The sequence below is a fragment of the Psychrobacter sp. 1044 genome (assembly GCF_904846525.1).
GTDB lineage: Bacteria > Pseudomonadota > Gammaproteobacteria > Pseudomonadales > Moraxellaceae > Psychrobacter.
The window spans coordinates 102,042-128,733 of the sequence record NZ_CAJHAZ010000008.1 but is presented as its reverse complement, the minus strand read 5'-3'; the positions used below and the strand labels follow the sequence as shown (position 1 = coordinate 128,733).

26 protein-coding genes are annotated in these 26,692 nt (G+C 43.5%); 16 read left to right on the top strand and 10 right to left on the bottom strand.

Annotated features, from left to right (window positions below; genetic code table 11):
• Positions 1-51 precede the first annotated feature (51 nt).
• On the top strand, positions 52-567 hold the full coding sequence (locus JMX82_RS07355; protein ID WP_193011176.1) for a peptidylprolyl isomerase: 516 nt from the start codon (positions 52-54) through the stop codon (positions 565-567).
• An 87-nt stretch (positions 568-654) separates the two neighbouring features.
• Positions 655-1,509, top strand: a complete 855-nt coding sequence (locus tag JMX82_RS07350) for a UDP-2,3-diacylglucosamine diphosphatase (RefSeq protein WP_201540050.1) — start codon at positions 655-657, stop codon at positions 1,507-1,509.
• 133 nt (positions 1,510-1,642) lie between these two features.
• Here JMX82_RS07350 and orn read toward each other — a convergent pair whose 3' ends face one another.
• Entirely contained in the window at positions 1,643-2,230 is a 588-nt protein-coding gene (orn, locus tag JMX82_RS07345) for an oligoribonuclease (protein ID WP_045446983.1), read from the bottom strand.
• Positions 2,231-2,460: 230 nt separating this feature from the next.
• Between orn and rsgA the strand changes: the two genes are divergently transcribed.
• The 4 genes from rsgA (at position 2,461) to secB (ending at position 5,395) form a co-directional block, all read left to right on the top strand.
• Positions 2,461-3,564 (top strand): ribosome small subunit-dependent GTPase A, encoded by a 1,104-nt coding sequence (gene rsgA, locus JMX82_RS07340; protein ID WP_055123794.1) that lies wholly within the window; start codon positions 2,461-2,463, stop codon positions 3,562-3,564.
• Positions 3,565-3,737: 173 nt separating this feature from the next.
• The gene (locus JMX82_RS07335) at positions 3,738-4,193 is read left to right on the top strand and encodes a rhodanese-like domain-containing protein (RefSeq protein WP_201540083.1); all 456 of its coding nucleotides are present in this window, start codon (positions 3,738-3,740) and stop codon (positions 4,191-4,193) included.
• Between the two features lie 318 nt (positions 4,194-4,511).
• Positions 4,512-4,775, top strand: a complete 264-nt coding sequence (gene grxC, locus JMX82_RS07330; protein WP_045446994.1) for a glutaredoxin 3 — start codon at positions 4,512-4,514, stop codon at positions 4,773-4,775.
• A 167-nt stretch (positions 4,776-4,942) separates the two neighbouring features.
• Positions 4,943-5,395, top strand: coding sequence for a protein-export chaperone SecB (gene secB / locus JMX82_RS07325; protein WP_045446997.1), 453 nt, complete (start codon positions 4,943-4,945; stop codon positions 5,393-5,395).
• Between the two features lie 242 nt (positions 5,396-5,637).
• On the opposite strand, the gene adk is transcribed toward secB, so the two are convergent.
• The 6 genes from adk to JMX82_RS07295 all read right to left on the bottom strand — a co-directional run bounded on the left by adk (position 5,638) and on the right by JMX82_RS07295 (position 12,630).
• Positions 5,638-6,294: an adenylate kinase gene (gene adk / locus JMX82_RS07320; protein ID WP_045451169.1), complete on the bottom strand. Its 657-nt coding sequence runs from the start codon at positions 6,292-6,294 to the stop codon at positions 5,638-5,640.
• 220 nt (positions 6,295-6,514) lie between these two features.
• Positions 6,515-7,795, bottom strand: a complete 1,281-nt coding sequence (gene ccmI, locus JMX82_RS07315; RefSeq protein ID WP_201540049.1) for a c-type cytochrome biogenesis protein CcmI — start codon at positions 7,793-7,795, stop codon at positions 6,515-6,517.
• Positions 7,792-8,286: a cytochrome c-type biogenesis protein gene (locus JMX82_RS07310; protein WP_372862127.1), complete on the bottom strand. Its 495-nt coding sequence runs from the start codon at positions 8,284-8,286 to the stop codon at positions 7,792-7,794. The genes ccmI and JMX82_RS07310 overlap by 4 nt, the downstream gene beginning before the upstream one ends.
• A 65-nt stretch (positions 8,287-8,351) precedes the next feature.
• Positions 8,352-9,011 (bottom strand): DsbE family thiol:disulfide interchange protein, encoded by a 660-nt coding sequence (locus JMX82_RS07305; RefSeq protein WP_055123790.1) that lies wholly within the window; start codon positions 9,009-9,011, stop codon positions 8,352-8,354.
• A 1-nt stretch (position 9,012) separates the two neighbouring features.
• The gene (locus JMX82_RS07300) at positions 9,013-11,043 is read right to left on the bottom strand and encodes a heme lyase CcmF/NrfE family subunit (protein WP_201540048.1); all 2,031 of its coding nucleotides are present in this window, start codon (positions 11,041-11,043) and stop codon (positions 9,013-9,015) included.
• A 252-nt stretch (positions 11,044-11,295) separates the two neighbouring features.
• The gene (locus JMX82_RS07295; RefSeq protein ID WP_087815527.1) at positions 11,296-12,630 is read right to left on the bottom strand and encodes a hypothetical protein; all 1,335 of its coding nucleotides are present in this window, start codon (positions 12,628-12,630) and stop codon (positions 11,296-11,298) included.
• A 478-nt stretch (positions 12,631-13,108) separates the two neighbouring features.
• On the opposite strand from JMX82_RS07295, the gene mrdA reads away from it, so the two are divergent.
• The 8 genes from mrdA to scpB all read left to right on the top strand — a co-directional run bounded on the left by mrdA (position 13,109) and on the right by scpB (position 21,079).
• Positions 13,109-15,094 carry a penicillin-binding protein 2 gene (gene mrdA / locus JMX82_RS07290; RefSeq protein WP_201540047.1) on the top strand — a complete coding sequence of 662 codons (1,986 nt, stop codon included), beginning with the start codon at positions 13,109-13,111 and terminating at the stop codon, positions 15,092-15,094.
• Between the two features lie 36 nt (positions 15,095-15,130).
• Positions 15,131-15,817 (top strand): 16S rRNA (guanine(966)-N(2))-methyltransferase RsmD, encoded by a 687-nt coding sequence (rsmD, locus tag JMX82_RS07285; RefSeq protein ID WP_201540046.1) that lies wholly within the window; start codon positions 15,131-15,133, stop codon positions 15,815-15,817.
• Between the two features lie 210 nt (positions 15,818-16,027).
• Entirely contained in the window at positions 16,028-16,456 is a 429-nt protein-coding gene (rplM, locus tag JMX82_RS07280) for a 50S ribosomal protein L13 (protein WP_045447009.1), read from the top strand.
• A 10-nt stretch (positions 16,457-16,466) separates the two neighbouring features.
• Positions 16,467-16,853 carry a 30S ribosomal protein S9 gene (gene rpsI, locus JMX82_RS07275; RefSeq protein ID WP_045451158.1) on the top strand — a complete coding sequence of 129 codons (387 nt, stop codon included), beginning with the start codon at positions 16,467-16,469 and terminating at the stop codon, positions 16,851-16,853.
• Positions 16,854-17,084: 231 nt separating this feature from the next.
• On the top strand, positions 17,085-18,176 hold the full coding sequence (locus JMX82_RS07270) for a lipid A biosynthesis acyltransferase (RefSeq protein ID WP_201540045.1): 1,092 nt from the start codon (positions 17,085-17,087) through the stop codon (positions 18,174-18,176).
• A gap of 155 nt (positions 18,177-18,331) precedes the next feature.
• On the top strand, positions 18,332-19,432 hold the full coding sequence (locus JMX82_RS07265; protein ID WP_201540044.1) for a tryptophan--tRNA ligase: 1,101 nt from the start codon (positions 18,332-18,334) through the stop codon (positions 19,430-19,432).
• Between the two features lie 158 nt (positions 19,433-19,590).
• The gene (locus JMX82_RS07260; protein WP_201540082.1) at positions 19,591-20,397 is read left to right on the top strand and encodes a segregation and condensation protein A; all 807 of its coding nucleotides are present in this window, start codon (positions 19,591-19,593) and stop codon (positions 20,395-20,397) included.
• Between the two features lie 67 nt (positions 20,398-20,464).
• Positions 20,465-21,079, top strand: coding sequence for an SMC-Scp complex subunit ScpB (scpB, locus tag JMX82_RS07255; protein WP_201540043.1), 615 nt, complete (start codon positions 20,465-20,467; stop codon positions 21,077-21,079).
• A 183-nt stretch (positions 21,080-21,262) separates the two neighbouring features.
• Here scpB and lolA read toward each other — a convergent pair whose 3' ends face one another.
• The 3 genes from lolA to rplU all read right to left on the bottom strand — a co-directional run bounded on the left by lolA (position 21,263) and on the right by rplU (position 23,063).
• A complete protein-coding gene (gene lolA, locus JMX82_RS07250) occupies positions 21,263-21,949 on the bottom strand; it encodes an outer membrane lipoprotein chaperone LolA (protein ID WP_201540081.1) in 687 nt (228 codons plus the stop codon).
• A gap of 453 nt (positions 21,950-22,402) precedes the next feature.
• Positions 22,403-22,660 (bottom strand): 50S ribosomal protein L27, encoded by a 258-nt coding sequence (gene rpmA / locus JMX82_RS07245; RefSeq protein ID WP_055123782.1) that lies wholly within the window; start codon positions 22,658-22,660, stop codon positions 22,403-22,405.
• A gap of 91 nt (positions 22,661-22,751) precedes the next feature.
• The gene (gene rplU, locus JMX82_RS07240; RefSeq protein WP_010199185.1) at positions 22,752-23,063 is read right to left on the bottom strand and encodes a 50S ribosomal protein L21; all 312 of its coding nucleotides are present in this window, start codon (positions 23,061-23,063) and stop codon (positions 22,752-22,754) included.
• Positions 23,064-23,647: 584 nt separating this feature from the next.
• Here rplU and JMX82_RS07235 point away from each other — a divergent pair.
• Positions 23,648-24,640 carry a polyprenyl synthetase family protein gene (locus JMX82_RS07235; protein ID WP_201540080.1) on the top strand — a complete coding sequence of 331 codons (993 nt, stop codon included), beginning with the start codon at positions 23,648-23,650 and terminating at the stop codon, positions 24,638-24,640.
• Positions 24,641-25,260: 620 nt separating this feature from the next.
• On the top strand, positions 25,261-26,658 hold the full coding sequence (locus JMX82_RS07230; protein ID WP_201540042.1) for an efflux RND transporter periplasmic adaptor subunit: 1,398 nt from the start codon (positions 25,261-25,263) through the stop codon (positions 26,656-26,658).
• Positions 26,659-26,692 lie beyond the last annotated feature (34 nt).

The window sequence follows — 26,692 nt, the reverse complement described above, 5'->3', positions numbered from 1 at the left end:
CCACCACTTAACAGCGTCATTTTAGGCGTTGCAATCAAAGAGGAATATCACATGGTAGACATGCCACCAGTAGTAGAACTAGACACCAATATGGGTGCGATCGTTATCGAACTCAATGAAGAAAAAGCACCAAAAACCGTTGAAAACTTTTTAAACTATGTAAAATCTGGTCATTATGACGGTACGATTTTCCATCGCATCATTGACGGATTTATGATTCAAGGCGGCGGAATGGACGCTGAAATGAATGAAAAAGCGACCAATGCTCCAGTTGAAAACGAAGCAGACAACGGTCTAAAAAACGACGCTGGTACGATTGCGATGGCGCGTACGCAAGATCCGCATTCAGCAACCAGTCAGTTTTTCGTTAACGTAAAAGACAACGATTTCCTAAACCATTCTGGCAAAAACATGCAAGGTTGGGGCTACACCGTATTTGGTAAAGTAACAAGCGGCATGGATGTCATCGAAAAAATGCGCGGCGTACCTACTGGTCGTTTCGGCATGCATGCTGATGTACCAAAAGAGCCAGTGGTCATCAATTCAGCAACCATCATCACTCAGTAATCATTCTTCAATAGTTATTACTCAGTAGCGATGAGTCTGTAAAAGCTTATGAGTCGTTGCTGTTTAAAATTACGAGGATAAAGATAAATGCAAAGTTTTGACCACCTAATTACCACCCGCCCTCATGAGGTGCGGCAAGTATTGATTAGCGATTTGCATTTATCGCCTGAAGAGCCTGCCTTAGTGCAGGCTTTTTTGGTGCTGCTTGATGATTGCCTTGCTCTGCCTGCGCTCAAGCGCTTATTTATCTTAGGTGATTGGTTTGAAGTTTGGCTCGGTGATGATTTTTATTTGTCTTTATCCGACGAGGAACGACAAAGTCATTGGCTTACTCCGCTTATCGTTAAATTAAAAAAACTGCGCATAGCTGGCTGCGAGATTTTGGTCATGCATGGTAATCGTGACTTTTTGTTAGGTCAGCCATTCTGCAATCTATTTGGTGGCGAGCTTATTTATGAGCCGTATATTTTGACTGTCGGTCAGCAAAGCTATCGCTTAGAGCACGGTGATGCCTTGTGTACTGATGATAAAAAGTATCAGTTTTTTCGCAAAATAATGCGTAATCGTTTGACTCAGTGGTATTTGCTCAATAAATCATTAGAAAAACGCTTGGCTATCGCCGATAAAATGCGGCAAAGAAGCCAGCAGAATAATGCCAATAAAGCAGCACGCATCATGGATGTCAACGAGGATGCAGTGATACAAGCAGTGGCTGATAGCGATGCTTTACTGCACGGACATACTCATCGTTCAGCTATTCATCACGCGACTCATGATAAAAAACGCTACGTGCTCGGCGACTGGAGATTGTTAGATAAAGATACTCGCCAGCCAAAAGTAAGTGCGGTGATTGGCGCAGTGACAGGCGACGAGCATTCAAATGACAGTTTTAGTAGTAATGATGCTGAATTTAGATTGATTGAATTTAAATCGCTCATTTAATGTCATTTTTTTTGAGCGCCTCTGAACAATAAAAAAGGTCTGTTGATAATTCAACAGACCTTTTTTACTATAAATGACACTGCATGATTGACGCGAATTTAAATGTCAAACTATTGATCGCTCAACTCTTACTTTACGGTATTAATTTAAAGAAATGTTGGCGATAATGCTTCAATTCACGAATAGAATCACGAATATCATCTAACGCTAAGTGACTGCCGCCTTTTTCAAAGTTTCTGAGAATATCAGGACGCCATCGGAAGCAAAGTTCTTTAATTGACGACACATCCAGATTGCGATAATGGAAGAATTTTTCTAATTCTGGCATTTGACGCGCCATAAAACGGCGATCTTGACAGATGGAATTGCCACACATTGGCGACTTACCACTATCGACCCATTTATTGAGAAACTTAATGGTCTCGGCTTCGGCCTCTGCCAATGTCACGGTACTACGACGGACACGGTCGACCAATCCTGACTGACCATGCTGCTTGGTATTCCAATCATCCATTTTATTCAACGTTTGATCCGATACTTTTATAGCGAACACTGGCCCTTCGGCAAGGACATTCAAATCTTCATCAGTGACAACGGTAGCAATCTCGATAATCTCGTCATTCAAGGTATCCAGTCCGGTCATTTCTAGGTCAATCCATACCAGCCCTTTTTTGCCTTGGTTTCTGATTTTAATCTTGTTGGGGTGGTCACCGGTACTCATAAAATATCCTATGGTCAATAAAGTTTAGAACAACTTTGGAGCAATATTAATTAGATAAATCGCCTGTTAATGTTCATGCCTAAGTAGCAAACTGTAGCAAAACCTTGCATCTACTGATTTATAACCCTTAAAACGTTACAAAATCTCTGTCTGCAGCAGGCGCTTTAGGCTGTATGTTATCAAACTTTCACGCTACACTTAGCAATATTTTTTTAATAGGTTCAAAACCCATGGCATTAATTCGGCAACGCAAACTGACTAAGCAACAGATTCGTCGCATCGACAAACAACAGCTGGCAAGTCAAGACAGCATCGATGACAGTTTGATGGATGGCGTGGTCATGGCGCATTATGGCAAGCAGTTGGAAGTACAAGTGACCAGCCTGCCTGCGGTGATACCCGTGCAGCCGGAGATTGCACCCGATGATCCTGAACCGTTTTGGCAAGAGCTGGCATTAGGCGATATTTGGCGTTGTCATGTGCGTACCAACTTACCGATGCTAGCTGCTGGCGACCAAGTACGTTGGAGTGCTGATCCTAATACTGGCTTTGGACGTATTGAATCGGTCAAGCCGCGTACCTCTCTGGTCTCGCGTCCTGATCGTTATCATAAACTTAAACCTGTCGCCGCCAACGTCGATATTTTAGCCATTGTCTTCGCGCCGCTACCTGCTGCCGCGCCAACCCTCATCGATCGTTATTTGGTCGTCTGTCATCATGCTGGCGTAAAGCCGCTGTTGGTGCTTAATAAAGCCGATCTATTGGCAGAAGAAAACGGCGTCGATACCAAAGAGTTACTCGCACAATATGCTTCTCTCGGTTATGAGAGCGTTCTCACCTCAGTCGATTGCCCTGAAAACGTCGCGGATAGCGATGAGCAAGAAGGGCTGGATGAATTAAAACGTTATATCGATAAAAAACTGGTTATTTTTGCTGGGCAATCTGGTGTCGGTAAAAGCAGTCTCATCAATGCACTACTACCTGAGTCGGCACAAAGCGTCAATATCATCTCTGATAACTCAAAACTTGGTCAACACACCACCACCACCAGTCGCTTATTACCATTTAATCCAGCCGACTTGACCCAAGGCGGTATCGTCGATACGCCAGGTATCCGCGAGTACGGCATTTGGCATCTCACACCCGATGATATCATTTCAGGATTTGTGGAGCTTGCACCGTTATCTGGCAACTGTCAGTTCCGTGATTGTCGTCATACTCACAACAGCAAAGGCTGCGCACTATGGCAAGCGGTTGCTGACGGCGTGGTATTGCAGCGCCGTGTGGAAAACCTCGTTACCCTAAGAGAAGAGGCAGATACTAAGCCCTATTAATATTGGCATTATTAGTATCCGCCTTATTAATCGCTGCCTTATGGGTCGTTAATCGCTTGGTTGACCATCGCCCGTTTACTATGGATGGTCTAATCGGTATAATAGCGCCTTGTTCAGTATCGTTAGGCTGTCTTCTCAGCTTAACCGAACACTTATTTTTTTGGAGGTATGGTTTGGATCGTGCGCTGGAATTTGTGGGCAACCACCCGTTTTTATTTGGTATATTAGCCGTACTTGCCGTGCTATTTTTTACGATTGAAAACAAACGTAGTGGCAGAAAAATATCGCCCAATACCTTAGGTATGATGGTTAACTCGCAAAACGCGCAGCTAATCGATATTCGTGCCAAAAAGAAGTTTGAGACTGGTTACATCCAAGGCAGCCGTAACATACCGTTTACTGAGCTTAAAGACCGCTTAGAAGAAATCCGTGCAATTGAGCGACCAGTGATTATCATTTGTGATATGGGTGTGCAAGCAGGCGCGGCGATTCAGATGATCGGCAAGGACAGTGTTTATCGCTTAGAAGGTGGTATCGGCGGTTGGCAAGCAGCGGGCATGCCATTGGTCGGTTTAAAAGATGCAAAGCCTAAAAATAAAGGCAAAGCCAAACCAAGTCTACATAAATAGTTAGCTATACTGCTATTTAAAAGATATTTAGCTCGTATCAATTGATATATGACTGAGGGGCGTTGAATATTCACAAATAAAAAAGACACCTTATCGATAGGTGTTTTTTTGTTTGTGGCATTTGTGCTACCGTCAGCGCTTTTATACTCAAACATCTTGAATTTGCTCTGCTCATCCCCACTTTAATAACGAGCATTACCGAATCTATCTTCAATTTACTTGCTGGTAACGGATTATAAGAATTTTTATCAAATAATTATTTATAATACTTTTTATAATAAAACGGTTACCTTCTAAACTTATAAATAAGGATTTACCATGACTGTCGCTGTTAAAGTTTATACGACGCCTATCTGCCCATACTGCTCAAACGCCAAACAACTCTTAAAAACTAAAGGCGTTGACTACGAAGAAATTGGCATGCACGATATGAGCCGCGAAGAGCGTCAAGAATTAATGAAAAAAACCAATAACTATCGTACTGTACCGCAAATTTTCGTCGGTGAGACCTTTGTCGGTGGTTTTGATGAGCTCAATCAAATGAACCAACAAGGCAAACTTGACGAGCTATTAGCAGGTTAATCTGCTACTTTTCGTTGCTGTCTGTCTTTGCCTGTGCAATGATAGACAGCGGCAAAGATAAAGAGAGTAATAAAAACATCCAGATTTTGTCTCGATTTATATTACAATGAACTTTTATTAAAATGACAGTTTGTCCAACTACTTGATCAACTTTTAGAGGATTTATCATGGCTGAAGAACAAGCACAACCACAATTGGCACTAGAACGTATCTACGTAAAAGACATGTCACTTGAAGTCCCAGGCGCTAGTGTGTTCACCAAAGAGTGGAACCCAGAGCTTGATATCAATTTGTCTAGCAACGCTGAAAAACTGGATGACGATCATTATCAAGTCATCTTAACGGTGAGCGTTACAGCAAAAAATGCGGAAGAAGCGGCATTTATCGCTGAAGTGCATCAAGCAGGTATTTTCTTATTAAAAGACATCCCAGAAGACCAAATCGGTCAAATCTTAGGTGCATACTGCCCGAATGTTTTGTTCCCGTATGCTCGTGAAGTCATCAGCGACATCGTAACGCGTGGTAGCTTCCCGCAGTTATTGCTAGCCCCTGTCAACTTTGACCAAGCTTACGCGCAAAGCCAGCAACAAGCACAAGTTGATGCTGAAGGTAATGCATAAGTTTTAAGCAAAAATTTGCTAGCTTTATTCGCAGTATATTTTGATAAAAAAGCCGTTTACTCATTAGGAGTGAGCGGTTTTTTTTGTGAATGCTATTTAAGCGCTTACTCAATAGAATCGTTGAGTAACGAGAATTCTGCTTAGTAATATTGTAAGACAGACAGTTAAAACCATCAGACATAAAAAAACCCTGCTAATAAACAGGGTCTTCAATCGCGTCATCAATTATTCGAAATCGATGATTAGCCTTTTAACGCTGATAAAATTTGTTGCTTAACATCATCGATGCCTTGCGTACCATCAAACTTATCATAATTAGGGGCATCGGCACCTTCTTTGGCCTTGTCTTGATAAAAACCAACAAGCGCTGATGTTTGCTCATGATAAGTCGCTAGACGATCACGAATGGTAGATTCTTTATCATCTTCACGCTGGATTAGCGCTTCACCAGTCACATCGTCGATACCATCGACCTTGGGTGGATTGTGATCAACGTGATAAACGCGACCTGAACCAGGATGTTGGCGACGACCAGATAAACGCTTGACAATCTCGTCATCCGGCACGCTAATTTCGATTACATGATCGATAGCAACGTCAGCATCTGCAAGTGCTTGAGCCTGTGGAATCGTACGCGGAAAACCATCCAAAATACAACCATTGGCACAATCAGGCTTAGCGATACGTTCTTTCACTAGGTTAATAATGAGGTCATCAGAAACCAAACCACCAGCATTCATGATGTCTTTGGCTTTTTTGCCAAGCTCGCTGCCTTCTTTGATTGCTGCACGCAGCATATCGCCAGTTGAGATCTGCGGGATATCATATTCTTTAGAAATAAACTGGGCTTGGGTACCTTTACCGGCGCCTGGTGGACCTAGCAAAATAATACGCATCATTACACGATTCTCCTTAATAGATAGGATTTTGGGACTAATAAAACTCAGGGATTGGTTGTTTGCCAAGCTACCTTACCTTGTGGCTTGGCAAAGCTCAAGTATTTTCATTATTTGCAGTGATAAGTTGTCATGACTTATCTGTTCATATAATGCTGTTGCACGCTGCTGTATCGGACAACAGCGCTTACGTCAGAGGTGCTGACAACAACAGATATAAATACTATGGAATTTGTTGATTAATTTCAACATTGACCTGATTTTGTTCCGCACTAATCACCACTGGATTACCTGACAAATCCCCTGACTCTGCACTGGCAGTACCACTATGGCTGATACGAGCGATGACAGCCAACTGAACTTTATCCGCTCGAGCCGATTTCAAAGTACGTTCAGGCATCATGGCATCCAAATCGCTCAGGCTAATGCTGGCTTCACCTTGCTTGATAACACTGATCGGCAAACGTTTGGCAGCAAATGGTGGGCCACCATTGACATCACGTATGGCGACAAACAACACATCGTCGGCTTTGACTAATGGCAGCAGGCTAGCATTAATCGTAACAGTCACTTCAATACCTTCAGAGGCTTGCTGTTGCTGAGCGGTGACATTAGCACTTAGCTCATCTAGACTCACCAATGCCTTGGTGTGATCACCAGGTTTAGCCGCAATACTGTCACGTAGACGCTTAATCCAGCCTTGTGCTTGATCAAAATTACTACTCCGTGCCTCACCCATTGCCATGAGCATTTGCGCGCCCTCATGCTCTGGATTTTTAGCCAACACGTCTTGTAGCACTCGGCGACTATTAGCGTCTAATTGGCCTTTATTGGCAAAGAAGCTAATCTGTGCATAGGTGGTTGCAATCTCTTCATTGTCTGGTGACAAACGATAAGCACGCGACAAGGCTTCAATTGCGGAATCCGTCGCTTCTAATGATAAGAATAATTCTGATAAACGCATCCAGCGATCTGGATCATCAGCATGACGATAGACATTGGTCTGCATGGCACTAATCAGCTGTTGACCATCTTCAATCGCCCAAGCAGGCGGCTGATCAATCTTACCCGTTAACAAGTCATCAGCCACTTGACCCACTTTGTCTTCAGCTGTCCAAAGCTCGAACACAGGCGTACGATCGCCGACCATCAAATACGCCATCGCTGCCAAGACAGGCACCCAGACAGTAATGATCAGGCGGCTTTTGATACCAGGTGCGACCATCGGTGTGACTTCACGCTGAGCATCTAATAACTGACGTTCAAGCTCCAGTTTTTGGTTCTGGTAATGGCTGTCATCGATAGTGCCATTATCTTTATCTGTTTTTAGTTCTGCTAGACGCTCACGGAACACAGCAACGTTGATATCCAACAGCTGATTGTCCAGAGGTTTTTCTGGCGAGCGTGATGCTCGCAGCCAAGGCATGATGGTAATAACAGCGAGTATTAAGGCAATGAGTAAGCTTAGAGCAATAAATAAGCCCACAGTAGAGAATATGGTCATTTTTTGTCCTTGAGGCTTGTAATATCATGGTCGTTTTTGTCATCGCTCGAAGCACGTGATAACAGACGATCAATCTCGGCTTTTTCAGCAGCAGACAGAGCAGCAGCCGTACTATTGACCGTTACCCCGCTTTCACCACTAGCGACAAGCTGACGTCGTTTGCTTTGCCAGAACCAGCCTATGAGTAAACTGATGAGTAATAGTGGCGGAAAAAACCACAAAATCCACGTTGATGGACGGACAGGCGGCTTATAAGTGATGAAATCGCCATAACGTTCCTGCATATAAGCACGAATCTCGCCATCACTACGACCATCTTTTATCAAATCATACGTTTTTTGCTTTAGATCTTGAGCAATGGGCGCATCCGATCCTGCAAGATTTTGGTTTTGACATTTTGGGCAACGCAGCTCTTCGATGAGACCACGATATTGGGCTTCTTGCTGCACAGAATCAAAGTCATATACCTCAATAGCAGCATAGCTTGCCATACTTATTAGACAAGCTATCAATAAGCTCGAGACTTTTAACGTAACGGCTGTTATTTTATTGGCTATCATTTACACGCCTCCGCAACCTGAGTCGGATCTGGACTGACGTTGTTATTATTGGCTTCATTGAGCACCATCAAGCAAGGCGTAATACGGCTTTGCCAGTTGCTTTCATTGATCTCACCAATGATGTGCTGACGAATAATACCATTACCATCGACTACGAAAGTTTCAGGCGCACCCGTCAAACCTAAATCCAAAGCAAACTGACCAGATAAATCCTGAATAGACATCGAGAACGGATCGCCACCTCGGTTTAAGTAGCCTAGGGCATCGCCAATGTCATCTTTATAGTTGACCCCGACCAGATTGACACCGCGCTCCTCTAGTTGCATAAGAAAAGGATGCTCAATAATACAAGTTGGGCACCAAGAGCCCCAGATATTCATCAAAAAGGGCTTATCAGGCAGATTCTCATTGGTCATGATACGACTGGTATCTGATAATAAAGGCAACTCAAAAGCGGGCACTGGGCGCTCAAGTGCCGTATTGGTAACGATATCCGTCGGCTTACCCAAACGCAGATATAGCATGATGATTAAGCCAATGAAGACGATCAGTGGAATCAAAAACCATAGCTTAAGTTGCTTTTTGTTCATGGTTTTCGTGCCACCTACCTTATCTTGCTTTGCATTTTGATCAGGGGATTGCTTTGATGTGCTCATATTAATTATCCCCTGTCTTTAATGCTGACGCATCCAAATCGGCGACGGTGGTAAAGCCTGCTTTATTCGCCGCAATTTGTGCAGGTGTCTTGGTTTTTTTAATACGATACCGATGATCAAGAATACTCAGTACTGCACCAAACGCCATAATCAGAGCGCCTAGCCATATCCAGCGGATAAGCGGTTTCACATAAATACGTACTGCCCATTCGTTGCTATCTTCGGCGATAGGTTCGCCCAGTGCCACATAAACATCACGCATGAGGCTAGCATCAATCGCGGCTTCTGTGACTGGCATCATACTAATGATGTAATTACGTTTTTCAGGATACAGCGTAGTCACAGCACGGCCATCTTTGCTGATTTCAACCTCAGCTTGGGTGGCATCAAAGTTGCTGCCTTTGACTTCACGAAAGCCTTTAACGGTAAAGTCATAGCCTTGGACATGAACGCTATCGTTTGGTCCAAGCGCGACATCACGTTCAATACTTAACGTACTGGTAAATGCGACGCCGATGACAGCAATAATGACACCGATATGAGCGGTCTGTTGACCCCAATAGCTCAGACGTAACTGGCGTAACCCTTTAACAAAATTGGGTGCGTTTTTGGTTTTGTCTTTGAAATCAACCACCATCCATAGCAGTACCCAAAAACTGACCGCCAAGGTAACGCCAATATTAAGCATCGCAGACGGGCTCACAAAATACGTGATAACTGCTGCAAGCACTAAACTACTGGCTGCAATGACCATACCAGCGCCCAATAGCGGACGGCTGTCTTTTTTCCAGCGAATGTTCGAGCCCATACCCATTGCCACTAAGATCAGCCACGTTAGCGGTACAAATAGCGCATTAAAGTAAGGAGGGCCGACAGACACCTGACCTAAATTAAAGGAGTCAGCAATGATAGGATACAGCGTGCCGAGTAGTACGACCAAAGTCGAAATCAAAATAATAACGTTGTTAATGACTAAAAACGACTCGCGTGAGATCAGTTGATACTGACTTTCGACCGTTAAACGCCAACCACGTACCGCAAACATCAGCAAGCCACCGCCGATGATCACACCGAGAATGACTAGAATGACCAGACCACGCGTTGGGTCGGCGGCAAACGAATGCACCGAGGTAATAACGCCAGAACGCACGAGAAAGGTGCCCAATAGACTGAGTGCGAAAGCAAAAATCGCCAGCATAATCGTCCATGCTTTAAAGACACCACGTTTTTCTGTGACGGCAAGCGAATGTAACAGCGCAGTACCAGCCAGCCATGGCATCAATGAAGCGTTCTCTACTGGATCCCAGAACCACCAACCACCCCAGCCAAGCTCATAATAGGCCCACCATGAGCCAAGCGCGATACCAACGGTCAAAAAGCCCCAAGCCGCCAATGCCCACGGACGCGACCAGCGTGTCCACACTGCATCTAAACGACCTTCCCACAATGCCGCCATACAAAAGGCAAACGGCACGACCAAACCCACATAGCCCATATACAGCATCGGTGGATGAATAATCAAACCGAAATCTTGTAGCACAGGATTTAGATCCACACCATCAACAGGTAAGTTTGGTAATGTACGATCAAATGGCGACGAGGTAAAAATCAGCATCGCTAGCATCATCATCTGCACGCCGGCCAAAATTACTAACACTCGCGCACGCATAGACAGTGGCAAACCACGGCTAAAGTAAGAGACCAGCGCACACCAAGTAGCCATGATGGTCATCCAAAGCAGCAATGAACCCTCATGACCACCCCAAGTTGCCGACAGCTTATAATACCAAGGCAACAGCGTATTAGAATGCTGAGTGACATAGACGAGGCTGAAGTCATTGTAATAAAAGCCTGCCATCAGCGCGGCAAATGATGTGATCATGGCAGCAAATTGTGCCCACGCCAGACTTGGTGCCAAACGCTGCCACGCAACGTGGTCACGCATAATACCGACGGTTGGTAATACCACCTGCAAAATCGCCAATATAAAGGCGGCTAGCAAGGCAAAATAACCCAATTCTGTGATTAACATACGGTCTAACCTTGTTTACCTTAATACGGTCATTGTTTATTTTAGGGATTGGTTTTTTAGGATATTCGAAAGCATCCAGTAATCGTTACTACGAGTATTTATACTGCTGATCTTTATTAGTATTATTTATTATAAAAGCGCCATTAGCCATTGCAGCTGAGGGCGCTTACAGCAAGGTACATTAGCGTCAACTTGTCACGTTTCTGTATCCACTCTGTATGCGATGTGTATAAAGACCTAAAAAATGCGTCATTACTGAATCGCAGGAAAAAACACTAAAACCAGATGCAACCAGCCTGCTAAAAACCCTGTCAAACCACCCAACACGATTAACGTCATCTCATCTTCACGAAAAGCGGGACGTAATAAGTTCTGAAACTCATCTGGCGTCAGCGCGCGAATACGGTCACGAAACAGCCCAAAAATTTTACTGGCACGGCTCTCATTGAGCTCAGGATCTCGCAATGGCACCATTGTCGCAACAATTGACTTATCAATGATGGTGTTTTTTAGCTGTCCATATTCGCGGCGACCCAAGCCTAGGCGCAGTGTCGTACTAATCACTGGCGACTCTAGCACTTTATATAAATGCGACTTCATCAACTCACGCGTTTGCGCAGCACGGTCGCCATACATCATCTCATTCATGATGTTCTCAAGCGTCACCAAATCTTTTACGACAATCTCAGCAAAAACCTCAGAAACCTCCTCTTGGCGTTTCATAAAACCGCCTTGCAAACGGTACTGGGCGATATGTGGTAATTGCGGTCTAATAAAGGGAAAGCGACTCTGGACGGCAAAAAACTTCACATAAGGAATAAATCGCGGCTCTACAGGATTAAACACCATCCAAATAGCAATCCAATTGGTAAGAAAACCCCAAATAGCGGCAAAAAACGGCACTGTCCAATGCTGCGGCACCACCAAAAATATAAACATTTGGATAATACCGAAGACCAAACCAATCAAAGCACTGATATGCCAAATAAAATCGATCTCTTTTTGACCAACCTTCAAAAACATATTGACCATTAAACGACGATCACTTTCCATCGTGTTAACAATCATTTTGCGCATATCAACCAAGTCTTCGACGTTATGGGTCAAGTCAGTCACCAAAGACTGCATGATATTGGGCAGCTCTTGATGCGCTTGAGCGTAGACACGGCGCTTCAACGCATAAGGCAAATTACCCCACAGCGCTGGCGAATGATCCAACATAATTTCATCAATCAATGCTTCAAGGTTTTTGTCCACGGTATCCGTGATAAATACCGCCATCTGCTCAGGCTCCATCGCCTGAAAGAACTCATCAAGCGAGCCAAGCTTTGATAGCGTTTGATCCACGATAACGCCTGATATCTTGCCAGCCTTTCGTGGGACGATACCTTGCCAGCCAATACCCGGCAACCCAAAAAACGGGAAGTTTGGAATACGAATACCCCGAAACTTAATCGGATAGAACAGCATTTTAAGCGCCATCCACACGTGTATCCATGTGACAAATGCGGTCACAGGCGGAATAGTCAGCATGGCAAAAAACTCTGGGTGTTCAGCTATTGTCTGCCACAATGAAGTTGCATCCATGACTTATCTTGCCCCTGACAGGTTAATTGTCGTCGCTAATTAAAAAGGATTAGCAAATTAGAACGCTTAACAAAAAGCCGCTCTGCCCATGATAATTATTATCAAATAAATCGCCTGATTTTAGCATACTTGCCATTCATTAGCACACGTCGAGCCTAGGTAAGTTGTGACTAGGGATGACACGTTTTACTATTACTTTCGATAGTAACAATATTAATATCATCTACAGGCGCTTTAGATAATAACGACCACAAAATAAATGGCGGTGTACTGCGGCGGCTCATTTGTTCTGTTATAATTTGTGATTGTATGACCGCACATCGCTGTATATAGATTGAGGGATTATTATTTCAACTCATATCAGTCCATGTAATTGAAATTCTTATTATTATCCTTTATGCTCGCCGCACTTTGGTGAACGACCCTGCCCTTTTACTCTCTTTTATTGACTCACTGACCGTTTGGGCTCTTACTTTCTATGAATAAACCGCTAACCCCCAATACTGAACAGGTCAATCGTGTTTTCACCAGTCGTATTATTATCCTTGGAATTCTGATATTTATTGGATTGAGCGGCTTGATCGTGCGTTATGGTTACCTGCAAGTCTATGCGCACGATAAGTATACGACGCAAGCAGACAATAACCGTATTAAACTGATCTCTGCACCGCCCAGCCGCGGCTATATTTATGATCGCAATGGGATCATATTGGCAGACAACCAGCCCGTATTTACGGCCATGTTAAGCCCTGATGAAGTCGAAAATCCAGAGCGTACGCTAAATTTGCTTGCGCCTATTTTTGAGCTAACAGATGAAAATATTACCGATATTTTAGCGCGACTGAGTAAAAGCAAAAACGATCCTGTGACCATCAAAATTGACTTAACCGATGCCCAATTGGCGCAGTTTAGTGAGCGCAAACCCTTTTTTCGCGGTGTGACCATTCAAAGCAAGCTGACACGTTCATACCCTTATGACGAGCTATTTGCACACGTCATCGGCTATGTGGGGCGTATCAATGATAAAGAAACCAAACGCATTGACAAAGATCGCTACGCTGGCACTGACCTTATCGGTAAAATCGGTATCGAAGATTATTACGAGGATATATTGCTAGGGCAACCGGGTTATCAGTCGGTAGAAACCGATGCTCTTGGCAATATTTTGCGTCAATTAGACACTAAACCACCTGTAGCTGGTAATGACATTACGCTGAGCTTAGATTATGGCTTACAGCAAGTCGCCCAGCAGCAGCTAGACGGTCGTCGCGGCGCTATCGTAGCAATCGATCCAAAAAATGGTGATGTATTGGCGTTTGTCAGTAATCCAAGCTATGACCCCAATCCTTTTATCTCAGGCATCTCCTTTAAGGATTATGGCAATCTGCGTGAAGATCTGGATCAGCCGCTCTATAATCGTGCGCTACAAGGGACATACCCACCCGGCTCTACGATTAAACCTTTTGAAGGCTTAGGCGGCATTCATTATGGGCTGCGCAATTGGGAAACCACTATCTATGATCCCGGTTACTTTAGCTTACCAGGAGACTCACATCGATTCCGTGACTGGAAACGCGGTGGTCACGGTACGGTAGATCTCAAAAAATCTATCGTGATGTCAGTGGATACCTATTATTATAAATTGGCTTATGAGATGGGTATTCAGCGCCTACATGATTGGATGGCACGTTTTGGATTTGGTGAACCAACAGGTATTGATTTGCCCAATGAAAAATCAGGAATTATGCCGTCACCAAAATGGAAAAAAGACACCTATGATAAAGGCTGGTTACCGGGTGAAACCATCTCAGTCAGTATCGGGCAGGGTTATTTCTTAGCCACACCATTACAGATTGCCAATGCAACCGCCATGACAGCGAACAAAGGCTATCACATTACTCCGCATCTACTAAAAAGTAGCGATGGTGCAGCACAAGTTAACGTAATCACCAAACCCGATGGTAAAATCGAATATAACGGCAAACCGTCTGACTGGCTACGTATGCACGATGCGATGGAAGAAACCGTCAAGGCAGGTACCGGACGTGGGATTTATACGCCTCGCTATCGTATTGCGGGCAAAACGGGTACTGCGCAAGTCAAGTCCATTGCGCAAGGCAAACGCTATGATAAATCTGCCATAGACAAACGTCACTGGGATCACGCGTGGTTCAATGGTTTTGCACCCGTAGAAAATCCTGAGATTGCGCTTGCAGTACTGGTCGAAAACGGTGGCGGTGGTAGTGTGGTTGCAGCACCCATCGGTCGCGCACTATTTGACTACTGGATATTACAGCGCAAAAACGACCCTATCTTGCCACCAACGGCTGACCAATTAAAAGTCATCAAGCGCCAAAAAGCTTTTGAAAAATTGATGCGTGATGCCCAGCGTGAAAAAGAAGAAAAAGCGCTAGAAGAAAAGGCAGAGGTGGAAGCAGCCACAGTCACCACGACCTCTGAGTAAAAGTACGCTAAACCAGATACGGTAAATATAAATATTATGAAAAAATCTATAAGCAGCCGCGAGCATAGGAACAATTATAAGAGCAAAAATATAGCTGCGGGCGACGTGCGGATCATTGGTGGTCAATTTAAACGCCGTGTTGTACGTTTTATCGACGCAGAGGGTCTACGTCCGACCCCAGATCGCTTGCGAGAGACGCTGTTTAGCTGGCTACTTCCTGATATTCATGGCGCTTATGTGCTTGATAGCTGTGCTGGTAGCGGTGTCTTAGGTTTTGAAGCACTGTCTCGTGGTGCCGCGCACGCCACCTTTATCGAAATAAATCCTGCGCAAAGTAATATGCTGCGGCAAAGTGCTGAACAGTTGCATCTGAGCACTGATACCCATCAAATTATCCAAGGCACTGCAGAAAGAGTATTGATGCAAGAGCAGATTGTTCCGCGCCCTTTCAATATTGTATTTATCGATCCACCGTATGCTCAAGATCTGTGGCAACCTATTTTAATAGCACTGATTACCCAGTCGTTAATTGATAGTGCAACACTGATTTATCTAGAAGCGGATAAAGATTTAGAGAGCCAATTGAAGCAACTGGAAGAGACGCTTAATAAAAATCCAGATAGCCAATCAGGTACTATTCAGCAAATAATCCGCTTTGAATGTGTGAAGCAGACCAAGGTTGGACAAGTTGTTGCTGGACTTTATCGTTTATCATCGTCATAATTGTCGGGTTAATGCCTTCCATTAACAAATTTTACAAATGTTTAGAACCGCTAAAAACTGGCCAACGCTGCAGTTTAATGTATATAAGGCGAAAATAAACCCCAATGCAGCTTGCAAGCGTAGGCACTACTGCTTATAATGTGCAGTCTGTTTTTTGAGAGCCCCGTTCCCAGCTAAACTCTCAACGAATTCTAATTTTAAGGTTTTATCATGAAAACACTTAGTGCAAAACCAGCTGAAGTGACCCATGACTGGTATGTCGTAGATGCTGACGGCAAAACCCTTGGTCGCTTAGCCACTCAAATCGCTAGTCGCTTACGTGGCAAGCATAAGCCTTCTTTTACGCCGCACGTTGACACTGGTGACTTCATTGTTGTCATCAATGCTGATAAAATCACGGTAACGGGTAAAAAAGCGCAAGATAAAAAATACTATCGTCACAGTGGCTACCCAGGTGGTATCAAGGAAACCAACTTCAGTAAGTTGCTTGCACATAAGCCTGAAGATGTTCTACACAAAGCAGTTAAGGGTATGCTTCCAAAGGGCCCTCTTGGCTATGCGATGATCAAGAAGCTGAAGCTATATGCGGGTACTGAACATCCACATACTGCACAGCAACCTAAAGAACTAGACATCTAAGGATATACTTATGGAACGCAATTACGGAACTGGTCGCCGCAAGACGTCTACTGCTCGTGTCTTTTTAGCTAAAGGTACTGGTAGCATCGTTGTTAACGGTAAGCCACTTGATGAGTATTTTAGCCGTGAAACTTCACGTATGGTTGTTCGTCAGCCTCTAGAATTACTTGACTCACCTACTGCTTATGACCTTTACATCACTGTAAAAGGTGGCGGTATTAGTGGTCAAGCTGGCGCAATCCGTCACGGCATCACGCGTGCATTGATTGAGCTAAACGAAGCCAACAAACCTGCACTAAAAGCAGCTGGCTTTGTTACTCGTGACTCACGTCAAGTTGAACGTAAGAAATTGGGTCTACGTAAAGCACGTAAACGTCCACAATTCTCGAAACGTTAATCAAAGCTATCTCTTATCTTTTTGCGGCTGTTGTCTTTATCTCAGAGCGACAGTCACAATATTAAAGAAAAGAGTAGATTTGCAAAACCTTATAAGCTGTCCGCAGCTTATAAGGTTTTTTTATGGCTGATGACTTTTGCATTTGCTCGTGATTTTGTGCGTAAACTACCTTGCAAAGCAATGCTGACTACCCCATCATGATGATAACTTTTCATTATTAGTAACAATTTTATGAAAGCGCCTGAACAATACGACCCCAGCAAACCATCTGCCAAAAGCAGCCTGCCACCACCAAGTACACAGCAGCCTGCTAAGTCCCCAGCGATACCTGCTGGCATGCCAACGATTACCCAAAATCATAAGCGCACAGCACCCATAGAAAAAAAGCCTTTTCAATGGCAGTTTTTGTTGCCCAAATATTGGGGCATTTGGCTATTGGCAGCAATGATCTTACCCATCATATATTTGCCGCTACGTTGGCAGTTTTGGCTGGGACGTCAGCTTGGCATATTTATCTATAAAATAGCAGGCTCACGTCGGCGTGATACGCTTATCAACTTGAAACTGGCTTTTCCAGAAAAGCCAGACGTCGAGCGCGAATTGATGGCAAAACAAGTCTTTGTCAATCAGGGCATTGGCGTGTTTGAAACCTTATGTGCTTGGTATCGTCCAAATGTTTTTACTCGTACCGTTTCAATTTCGGGATTACAGCACGTTGTCAATGCACAGAATGAGGGTCGTCCTGTCATTTTACTGGGCGCTCATTATACGATGCTTGATCTGGGCGGCATGCTCTGTACGCAATTTTTTCCGATGGATGGGATGTATCGACCGCAGAATAACGCGCTACTTGATTGGTTTGTTTATAATGGTCGTGCCAGTATTCTTAGCAAGCAAATAGCCAGTCGTGACATGCGCAGTTTTGTTGAATCAATTAAAGCTGGTCATGTGATTTGGTACTCACCTGACCAAGATTATGGTCTAAAACAAGGCGTCATGGCACCATTCTTTGGTGTGCCAGCAGCGACTATTACAGCATCACGGCGCATGGCAAAATTGGGCGACAAGGCACATCCACCCGCATTAATGGCGCTGCATACTTACCGGCAGACACCAGACAGTTTACCCAAAGGCAAACGCCCGCACTATCATCTAACGATTACCCCAGAAATTCAAAACTATCCAAGTAACGATGAATTGGCTGATGCGACGCGAGTCAATGAGTTGCTAGAGGGATTGATTCGTATTGATCCCACTCAGTGGATGTGGTTCCATCGTCGTTTCAAAAATGGTCCTGATGGTCGTACTGATATCTATAAGTAAGCGTGTATTGCTACGGAAGATCGCCAGAAAATTTGCTATACTTTGCAGCTTATATTTTTTATATTACCTACATATAAATAACAATGAATTTATAACAAATTGAAAAACAAAACTTTTATAAATAAAACCTTGATGAACCAAATAATGGATTTACCATGAATAACACTCATATTTCTGATAACCAAAGTTCTGACAACCAAGCTCCTAATCACTCAACGCAAGCCAAACGCATTTTGACGGGCATCAAACCGACGGGTACCTTGCATTTAGGAAATTACGTTGGCGCGATTCGTCCAGCCATTCAGTCTATCCAAAACAGTGATGACGAAGCATTCTTTTTTTTAGCAGATTACCATGGCATTATCGGCTGTTATGATCCTGCTATTATTCACGAATCGACCAAAGCCATTGCAGCGACTTGGCTTGCCTGTGGACTTGATCCTGAGCGCGTCACTTTTTACCGTCAATCAGATGTGCCGGAAATACCAGAGCTTGCTTGGATTTTGAACTGCTCATGTGCCAAAGGTTTAATGAATCGTGCTCATGCTTATAAAGCCGCTGTTGATATTAATATGAAAAAAGAAGACGTCGATCCTGATCAAGGTATTAATATGGGGTTGTTTGGCTACCCTGTACTCATGGCAGCAGATATCTTGATGTTTAATGCCACACATGTACCTGTTGGTCGCGACCAAATTCAGCATGTCGAAATGGCGCGTGATATTGCTGGTACCTTTAATCATCGCTATAAAACGCTCTTTACCTTACCATCTGCCGTTGTAGATGACGATATCCCATTACTAACGGGTTTGGATGGTCGCAAGATGAGTAAGAGCTATGGCAATACCATTCCGCTATTTGGTGATTCTAATCCGCAAGTCAGTGCCGAAAAACAGATGCATAAAGCCATCATGAAAATTGTGACCAACTCACAACTGCCTTCCGAGCCAAAAGACCCTGATGACTCTGCTATTTTTGAGATTTATAAAGCCTTTGCTACTCCTACAGAAATTGCCGATATGCGCGCGCAGTTCGCCGCTGGTATCGGCTGGGGCGATGCCAAACAAGCCCTGTTTGAGAAAATAAATACGGAAATAGCACCCTTCCGCGCGCGTTATGAGCATCTTATGGCCAACCCAAAAGAGTTAGAAGAAATCTTACAAATGGGGGCAGAAAAAGCCCGTCGTCATAGCCGTAAGCAACTAGACAAAACTCGTCGTGCCATTGGTATCCGTCCACTTGCCAAACTTAAATAATCATTTGATTATGTTAACCAAGATGGATACTAAGCGTGCAGACTGAGCTAAAAAATGAACAAGCGGCTTTACCAAAAGCCGCTCTTCTTCTAACTGTACCTCAAGCCTCTGATTCTTTAGATACTAAGCGCGCACACGACGGCTCAGTTATCAATGATATGTCTTTACGCATTTACCAGACATCCGTACAACATCTACCAGAAGATCTCTATGTGCCGCCGCAAGCCTTTGCCATTTGGCTTGAGCAGTTTGCTGGACCATTAGATTTCTTGCTATATTTGGTCAAAAAAAATAACGTTGATCTGACCCAAATGCCGATACTACCCATAACGGAGCAGTATTTGGCTTACATCAGCGAATTAGATACCGAGCATTTTGAATTGGCAGGTGATTATCTGTTGATGGCGTCCACGTTGATTGCCATTAAAACCGAGCTGTTGCTGCCCAAGCCTGAAACTCCCAGCGATGAGCGTGATCCAAAAGCAGAACTGATTGAGCGCCTTGAAGAATATGCGCAAATCAAAGTAGCAAGTCAACGCTTAGATAATCTGGTGCGTCTTGAGCGCGATGTGTTTTTGGCCATGGTCAGTATGCCCGGTCAAGACGTCATGAATGCGGAATTACCTAGCTATTCGCCAAACCTTTTGATTGACAGCTTATTTAAAATGCAACTGCAGCCCGATTATCAAATGCATACCATTAAAGTTGACGCTGTTCCCCTTGCTGATCGTATTGCCAGTATTAGCCGACAGCTCAGTACGGATGGTGAGCACTCTTTTTATGAGCTACTAGATAAAACACAAGGTAAAATAGGTGTGGTTGTCAGCTTCGTCGCCATACTAGAGCTGATAAAACGACAGTTGGTTGGTATCGTAAATACTGATTTAGAAAGTCGCCCTACCACTGACAATAATGATGCTGAAGACCGTCATATTAAACCCTTAACGTTGCAGTGGTTGGCATAGTTATTATCGACCTATCTATTCTTATAAATATCGATACACATTATCATTTAAAAAGAGTCGCTTTCTAATGACAGATACTGACAATACCAAGCAAGATTATGACAAACCATCCTCATTATCTACCGCTTTACTGTCATTGACCAATGAGCAGCGACAGCATCTAGAAGACTTAAGCAAGCATATCGAAGTGCTATTACATGCGTCAGAAGCGCCCCTCACCGCCACTGTCTTAAGAGAACACCTGTCTTTAACGGCTAAAGAGCTAACACAGGTTTTGGCGCTGCTAAGACAGCGCTTGGATATGGGTGTGCTAAGCTTGCACGAAACTGCCAGCGGTTATCGACTGCAAATCGCGAATAATTATAGTGCCTTAATTCAACGCGTCTTCCCGCAACGCCAAGAACGCCTGAGCCAAGCCTTACTTGAGACACTTAGTGTGATTGCTTACAAGCAGCCAGTGACTCGTAGCGACATAGAGCACGTGCGCGGTGTGACGCTATCAAGCAATATATTGCGTCAACTATTTGATAAAGGCTGGATTGAAGAGAAAGGTTACAAAGAAACCTTGGGTCGCCCAGCATTGCTACATACCACGCCACAATTTTTAGATGCCTTTGGACTAAGTGAGTTGGGCGAGTTACCACCGATGCCAGATATCAGCGCTATCAAAGCGATGTCTTAAGCCTTTAGAGCGTGAAGCCTTTAAAAATCATTAAGCATTTAAAACATGATATAGAAGAGATTTAGCATTATTTTCCAGAGAACCTTTATTCAAAAAAAGACAGACCGCATAGGATCTGTCTTTTCTATTTAATCAATAAAGTCTTTGATTGGTCTTTAATAATTGGCTCTTGATAACGGCCTGTTATTGATTAATAACATCAACGCCTTTTGGTGGCGTAAACTTAAACTGACTGCTACTAATGCTTGGGTTCAGTTTGATACCACTAAATTTGATGGAAGTGGTTTGACCAAGGCTATCATTTAGCACCATCATCACTGGCTTACCACCGCTAAAACTCATTGACAAGCTCTTAAAGCTAGCACTGTCTAATTTTGGGTACAGCACGTAGTAATTTTTATTGTCATATGGCTGGGTAATTTTAAAATTCTTGTCAATTTGGCTTGGGTCGCCTGATAACAGCAGTGCTGGTGTATTGCCAACTTGGCTGTCAACGTTTTGCTTGGTCGCTTGCTCTAAATCTTTGTCATAAACCCACATGGAGTTACCATTAGCGACGATCAGTTGCTGTGACGGCGACTTTGTTTCCCAGCGGAAATTATTTGGGCGTTGTACACTCATCGTACCTGTAAAAGTACCACTGTTGGCACCTTTGGTCGTTTGGCTAAAGTTAGCCGTCATGCTTTTGGTATTTGTCAGCAGCTTGTTTAAACGTTTGGCAGCGGTCAAATTATCAGCTGGTGCAGCAGTAGCTGATTGTGTCAATACCATCATTGGGGCTGCGACACCAAGCGATGTCATTAATACACCAGCTAAAGCACCGTTCATCATTTTTTGTTTTAAAGTTGTTTTGTTGGTTGATAAAGTCATCATAAATCCTCTCTAAAAATGCATAATCGCTTAAAAATTGTCGCTTTAAAATAAGACATCTTATTAAAATTTTTGTTTTCCATAAATGTTTATCTAGCAACCATAAAACGGGTGCTTATAAACAATGACAACAGTGTGCCAGTTTTTTTATTACACGCCTAGTCATGATTTGCAATCTTTACTACCGCTGCCATACACGCTTGTAACTACTCTTTTGACCATTTTTGTGATCATAAGTGGCTACACAATAATAAACCGCATGGATGGTGAGTTTTTTGACTATTCATTATTTCCTAACGTTATTTCGTAATGTTGTTTAGCAGCATAAAGCCAATTTAGCATCCTTAACCCCTACGAAAATAACTAAAAAAAAGCCCCTACTACCAAACGGTAATAGAGGCTTTTAGTCATCGGATCATTTTAGTCTTTGACTAAAACAACCTAGATGGGCAATTATGCGCTTTCAACCATTACATAACGACGGTTGAACTTACCTTTGGTCGCAAACTTTACCACACCGTCATTCAGTGCAAATAAAGTATGATCACGACCCATGCCAACGCCTTCGCCTGCGTGGAATTCTGTACCACGTTGACGAACGATGATGTTACCAGCTGTGATAGCTTGGCCACCAAAGATTTTAACGCCTAGCATTTTTGGGTTTGAATCACGACCATTACGGCTTGAACCGGCAGCTTTCTTATGTGCCATGGGAAAATCTCCTTGTTAATTTGACTTATCGCTGATGCGATAACTCTTAAGCGTTTAGTGCACTATTTAGCAGTAATTGCTAAGTGGATAATTAGGCATTAATGGCTTTGATTTTTAACAAGGTATACCATTGGCGGTGACCTTGCTCTTTGTGATAATGCTTACGACGGTTGTGCTTAACGATACGGATTTTTTCGCCGCGACCATGTTCAACCACTTCAACTTCAACGCTAGCACCTTCAACGATAGGCTGACCGATTTTGACAGTTTCGCCGTCAACAATCATCAATACATCTTCGAATTTGATTGTTGCGCCAGTTTCTGCTTTTAGTAGTTCAACTTTAAGCAACTCATCGACAACTACACGGTGCTGTTTACCACCAGTTTTGATTACTGCGTACATTGTATGACTCCGTTTAACCCGTGTGCCGTGGCTGATGTTATACCAACGCTTTTACGACGAACACGACAGGGAAAAATTAAAGGCAAGATTTTACGGCTTTTTGCTCATAAAAGCAAGCCGTCTATCTCACTTGTTTGACTGGTTTTTGTAAGGCAGTTACACGAATAACCACCTCACTTTTTATTATATCTACTGCTGATTAAGAGCGCATCCAAGATGCTACTCCAACAAAAAAACACTATATAATAATAGCGGCTATTATAACTTATATAATCAGCGACTTACAGCCTTTTATACATCTCTTAAATGAGCTTAAATGTCGCCGATAAATGACCATTAATTCTAGTGAAATTTCAGCCAACTTTTACAGTTTTTATGTCAATTTCTATATATAGTAAATCTTATTTAAAAGATAGGCGCGATGTTTTAGGCACGTTTTAACCCACAATCTAAAGGCATAGCTATGCTATTATAGAAAATAATGCCTTACCTATCTATAAAACTAAGGCTATAAAAAATTCTCTTTATTCTTATTAATATGACTATTTATTATGACCAGCATCCCTTCACATAAAACAGATTCAATGACTCAATCAACGCCTAATTATGCTTATATTCAAAGTATCGTGGCGGATGATTTTGAGATTATGGACAAGCAAGTATTCGGTAGTCTTAATTCCAAAGTTCAGCTGGTAATGAGCGTCTCACAGCATGTAATCAATGCTGGTGGTAAGCGCATGCGCCCGCTGATTACCTTGTTATGTGCACGCATGTTTGAGGACAAGCCCTCAGAAAAAGCCATGCATCTAGCCGCTATTACTGAAATGCTGCATACAGCGACCTTGGTTCATGACGATGTGATTGATGAGTCAGGACAGCGCCGTGGTAAGCCGACTGCTAATGCCACATGGGATAATGCCACCGCGGTACTGGTCGGTGACTATCTGATTGCTCGCGCCTTTAATTTATTAGTTGGCTTCCAAAGCTTACCACTGTTGCAAGTATTCTCAGATGGCACCTGCGATATCGCTGAAGGCGAAGTATTGCAGCTCCAGCATCAGCACAACCCTGCTGCGACAGAAGAGGATTACTTGCGCATTATTGATGGTAAAACCTCGCGGCTGTTTATGATGGCGACTCAAGGCGCTGCAATTTTACAAGACAGAATAGAGCATATGCAGGCTTTAGGCGATTTTGGTCAGCACTTTGGCAATGCTTTTCAAATTATCGATGATGTACTCGACTATAGTGGTGATAGTGAGCTAATGGGCAAAAATTTAGGAGACGACCTCGCTGAAGGCAAGCCAACCCTACCGACCATCAAAGCACTTGAGCTGCTAAAAGACAGCGACATCGAAGGCTATGAACAGTTGCGTGTGGCTGTACAAACTGGAAAGACACCGAACGCTGAGCAACTTATTGAGCTAGTGCGCCGCTCAGGATCATTAGATTACTGTAAGCAGCGGGCTTGGGAAGAAACCAAGCTGGCGCAACAAGCACTGAGTACGCTACCTGACAATCGTTATCGCACAGGCTTATATCAATTGACTGAATTGGCTAGCGCACGCTTGCTGTAGTCAGTATCGTCATAACAGCTGTCAATACTTGCGGCTAGCAGCCATTAGCTGTTGGTAAAGACCCTTAATGAGTAATTGTGTTAATGGTCACAGTTAATAGTTGCTAAAGTTTTTGTTTTGTTGGCAAACCTTATTTATCATTCATTAAAGACCTTACAATCTATATGGTTATGCTATTTTCACAAAAGTTTACAATTATTTCTCATTGACAGTTGTATGACTGTACATTAGCTGTTAATGAAGATGGCGCTTGCCATGACAGCATTTAATGCATTCACAAAAGCTGATATTACGATTTCTAACCATAAATCCTGCGCTCAACTACTTGACTGTGGGGTTATCCCGATAGTTTATAATTACTCGTTAACTTTACTAATCAAGGTTGTGGTTTGGCTACAGCTTTGATGCTTAAGATTCTTACACCGATACTTGATACTTATATCGCTATTAGAGGTTCTAATAGTGATGTTTGGCTAAATTCATATTATTAAGAACAAATTTAGCCAAGAAAGTAAAGATCATTAGAATCAATACTCATTTTTATATTCAATACGCTTAGATTTATTGATAAACTTTTTATACTGTCATTACTTATTTTATACCTATTGCCGAGGACATTGATGAAGCACTCTACTCTTGCGCTTGTAATAGCATCTGTACTATCTGGAGCTGTACTGATTGGCTGTGACAAAAACGAGGACGCCGCTGGCGCAGATGCCGCACAGCAGCAGATGCCGCCTGCGGTTGTTAACGTCCAGACTGTCACGCTCGATACTGTACCCCAAGTACAGACTTTTTCTGGACGTACCACGGCTTATCAGACTGCCGACGTCCGCCCACAAGTTAATGGCGTTATTGACGAAGTATTGTTCCGTGAAGGCGGCAACGTCAAAAAAGGCCAGCCACTTTATCGTATCAATACTGATAACTACGCTTCTTCTGTCACCAGTGGTCAAGCAGCAGTGCAACAAGCACAAGCAAATTACCAGACAGCACAAGCAAATAATGCCAATGCAAAAGCCGAGCTAGCCAGCCGTCAAGCATCATTAGCACAAGCGCAAAATGATTTACAGCGCTTACAAGGCTTGGTCAGCATCGACGCCATCTCAAAGCAGCAGTATGAGCAAGCACAAACACAAGTACGTACTGCACAAGCAGCGGTACAAAGTGCGGCCGCCGCTGTTGGACAGACACAAGCAGGCATCGAAAGTGCAAAAGCAGGCATTCAAACTGCTCAAGCGGGTTTAGATGCTAGTAACCTAGATCTTAACCGTACCATCGTACGTGCCCCGCTGGCAGGTCGTACTGACCGCTCTAGTGTCACCGCTGGTACTTTGGTCAGCGCAGGTCAAGCTGATCCGCTGGTGACTATCTCACGCTTAGATCCTATCTATGTTGATATCAGTCAATCATCCTCTGAGCTATTAAAGCTGCGTCAGCAAATCGCTGAAGGCAAAGCACAGCCGGGTATGAATTCGGTTGAGTTGGTATTAGAAGATGGCTCAGTCTACCCAGCACGCGGCAAGCTTGCTTTATCTGAAGCAAAGGTTGATGAATCAACAGGCGCTGTGACCTTGCGTGCTATTTTCCCAAACAGCAATAATATCTTGCTGCCTGGTATGTATGTGACGGCACGTTTGACACAGAGCGTGATTACCAATGCTGCATTGGTACCGCAAAGCGCCGTAATGCGTACACCGAAAAGTGAGACGCAAGTTTACATCGTTGATGAAAATAATAAAATCCAAGTACGTCCTGTCACTATTAATGGCACTTATAAAGGCCAGTGGGTTGTCACTGACGGCTTACAAGCAGGGGACAAGATAGTTGTTATCGGCGGCTCAAAAGTTAAGCCTGAACAAGAAGTGGTCGTTAAGCCATTAGAGAATCCAAACCCAGCACCAGCTAAAGAAGGTGCCCCTAATGCCCAGACGCCGCCGCAAGCTGCTAAAGCGATGGATAAGCCAGTTAGCAAAGATGCCACTGCTCAGAAACCAGCAGAGTCTACCGCTAACTAATTCCATTCAAAGATAGGAAGACTAGGAATATACT

Bases quoted from the DNA above. Each gene is read 5' to 3' on its own strand.
- JMX82_RS07355 (WP_193011176.1), top strand. From the start codon at position 52: ATGGTAGACATGCCACCAGTAGTAGAACTAGACACCAATATGGGTGCG.
- JMX82_RS07265 (WP_201540044.1), top strand. From the start codon at position 18,332: ATGAATAACACTCATATTTCTGATAACCAAAGTTCTGACAACCAAGCT.
- JMX82_RS07230 (WP_201540042.1), top strand. From the start codon at position 25,261: ATGAAGCACTCTACTCTTGCGCTTGTAATAGCATCTGTACTATCTGGA.
- rplM (WP_045447009.1), top strand. From the start codon at position 16,028: ATGAAAACACTTAGTGCAAAACCAGCTGAAGTGACCCATGACTGGTAT.
- adk (WP_045451169.1), bottom strand. From the start codon at position 6,294: ATGATGCGTATTATTTTGCTAGGTCCACCAGGCGCCGGTAAAGGTACC.
- JMX82_RS07295 (WP_087815527.1), bottom strand. From the start codon at position 12,630: ATGGATGCAACTTCATTGTGGCAGACAATAGCTGAACACCCAGAGTTT.
- rpmA (WP_055123782.1), bottom strand. From the start codon at position 22,660: ATGGCACATAAGAAAGCTGCCGGTTCAAGCCGTAATGGTCGTGATTCA.
- JMX82_RS07235 (WP_201540080.1), top strand. From the start codon at position 23,648: ATGACTCAATCAACGCCTAATTATGCTTATATTCAAAGTATCGTGGCG.
- rplU (WP_010199185.1), bottom strand. From the start codon at position 23,063: ATGTACGCAGTAATCAAAACTGGTGGTAAACAGCACCGTGTAGTTGTC.
- JMX82_RS07350 (WP_201540050.1), top strand. From the start codon at position 655: ATGCAAAGTTTTGACCACCTAATTACCACCCGCCCTCATGAGGTGCGG.
- JMX82_RS07260 (WP_201540082.1), top strand. From the start codon at position 19,591: ATGTCTTTACGCATTTACCAGACATCCGTACAACATCTACCAGAAGAT.
- lolA (WP_201540081.1), bottom strand. From the start codon at position 21,949: ATGACTTTATCAACCAACAAAACAACTTTAAAACAAAAAATGATGAAC.
- mrdA (WP_201540047.1), top strand. From the start codon at position 13,109: ATGAATAAACCGCTAACCCCCAATACTGAACAGGTCAATCGTGTTTTC.
- JMX82_RS07305 (WP_055123790.1), bottom strand. From the start codon at position 9,011: ATGAGCACATCAAAGCAATCCCCTGATCAAAATGCAAAGCAAGATAAG.
- JMX82_RS07310 (WP_372862127.1), bottom strand. From the start codon at position 8,286: ATGGCAAGCTATGCTGCTATTGAGGTATATGACTTTGATTCTGTGCAG.
- rpsI (WP_045451158.1), top strand. From the start codon at position 16,467: ATGGAACGCAATTACGGAACTGGTCGCCGCAAGACGTCTACTGCTCGT.
- JMX82_RS07270 (WP_201540045.1), top strand. From the start codon at position 17,085: ATGAAAGCGCCTGAACAATACGACCCCAGCAAACCATCTGCCAAAAGC.
- scpB (WP_201540043.1), top strand. From the start codon at position 20,465: ATGACAGATACTGACAATACCAAGCAAGATTATGACAAACCATCCTCA.
- orn (WP_045446983.1), bottom strand. From the start codon at position 2,230: ATGAGTACCGGTGACCACCCCAACAAGATTAAAATCAGAAACCAAGGC.
- secB (WP_045446997.1), top strand. From the start codon at position 4,943: ATGGCTGAAGAACAAGCACAACCACAATTGGCACTAGAACGTATCTAC.
- JMX82_RS07300 (WP_201540048.1), bottom strand. From the start codon at position 11,043: ATGTTAATCACAGAATTGGGTTATTTTGCCTTGCTAGCCGCCTTTATA.
- rsgA (WP_055123794.1), top strand. From the start codon at position 2,461: ATGGCATTAATTCGGCAACGCAAACTGACTAAGCAACAGATTCGTCGC.
- grxC (WP_045446994.1), top strand. From the start codon at position 4,512: ATGACTGTCGCTGTTAAAGTTTATACGACGCCTATCTGCCCATACTGC.
- rsmD (WP_201540046.1), top strand. From the start codon at position 15,131: ATGAAAAAATCTATAAGCAGCCGCGAGCATAGGAACAATTATAAGAGC.
- ccmI (WP_201540049.1), bottom strand. From the start codon at position 7,795: ATGACCATATTCTCTACTGTGGGCTTATTTATTGCTCTAAGCTTACTC.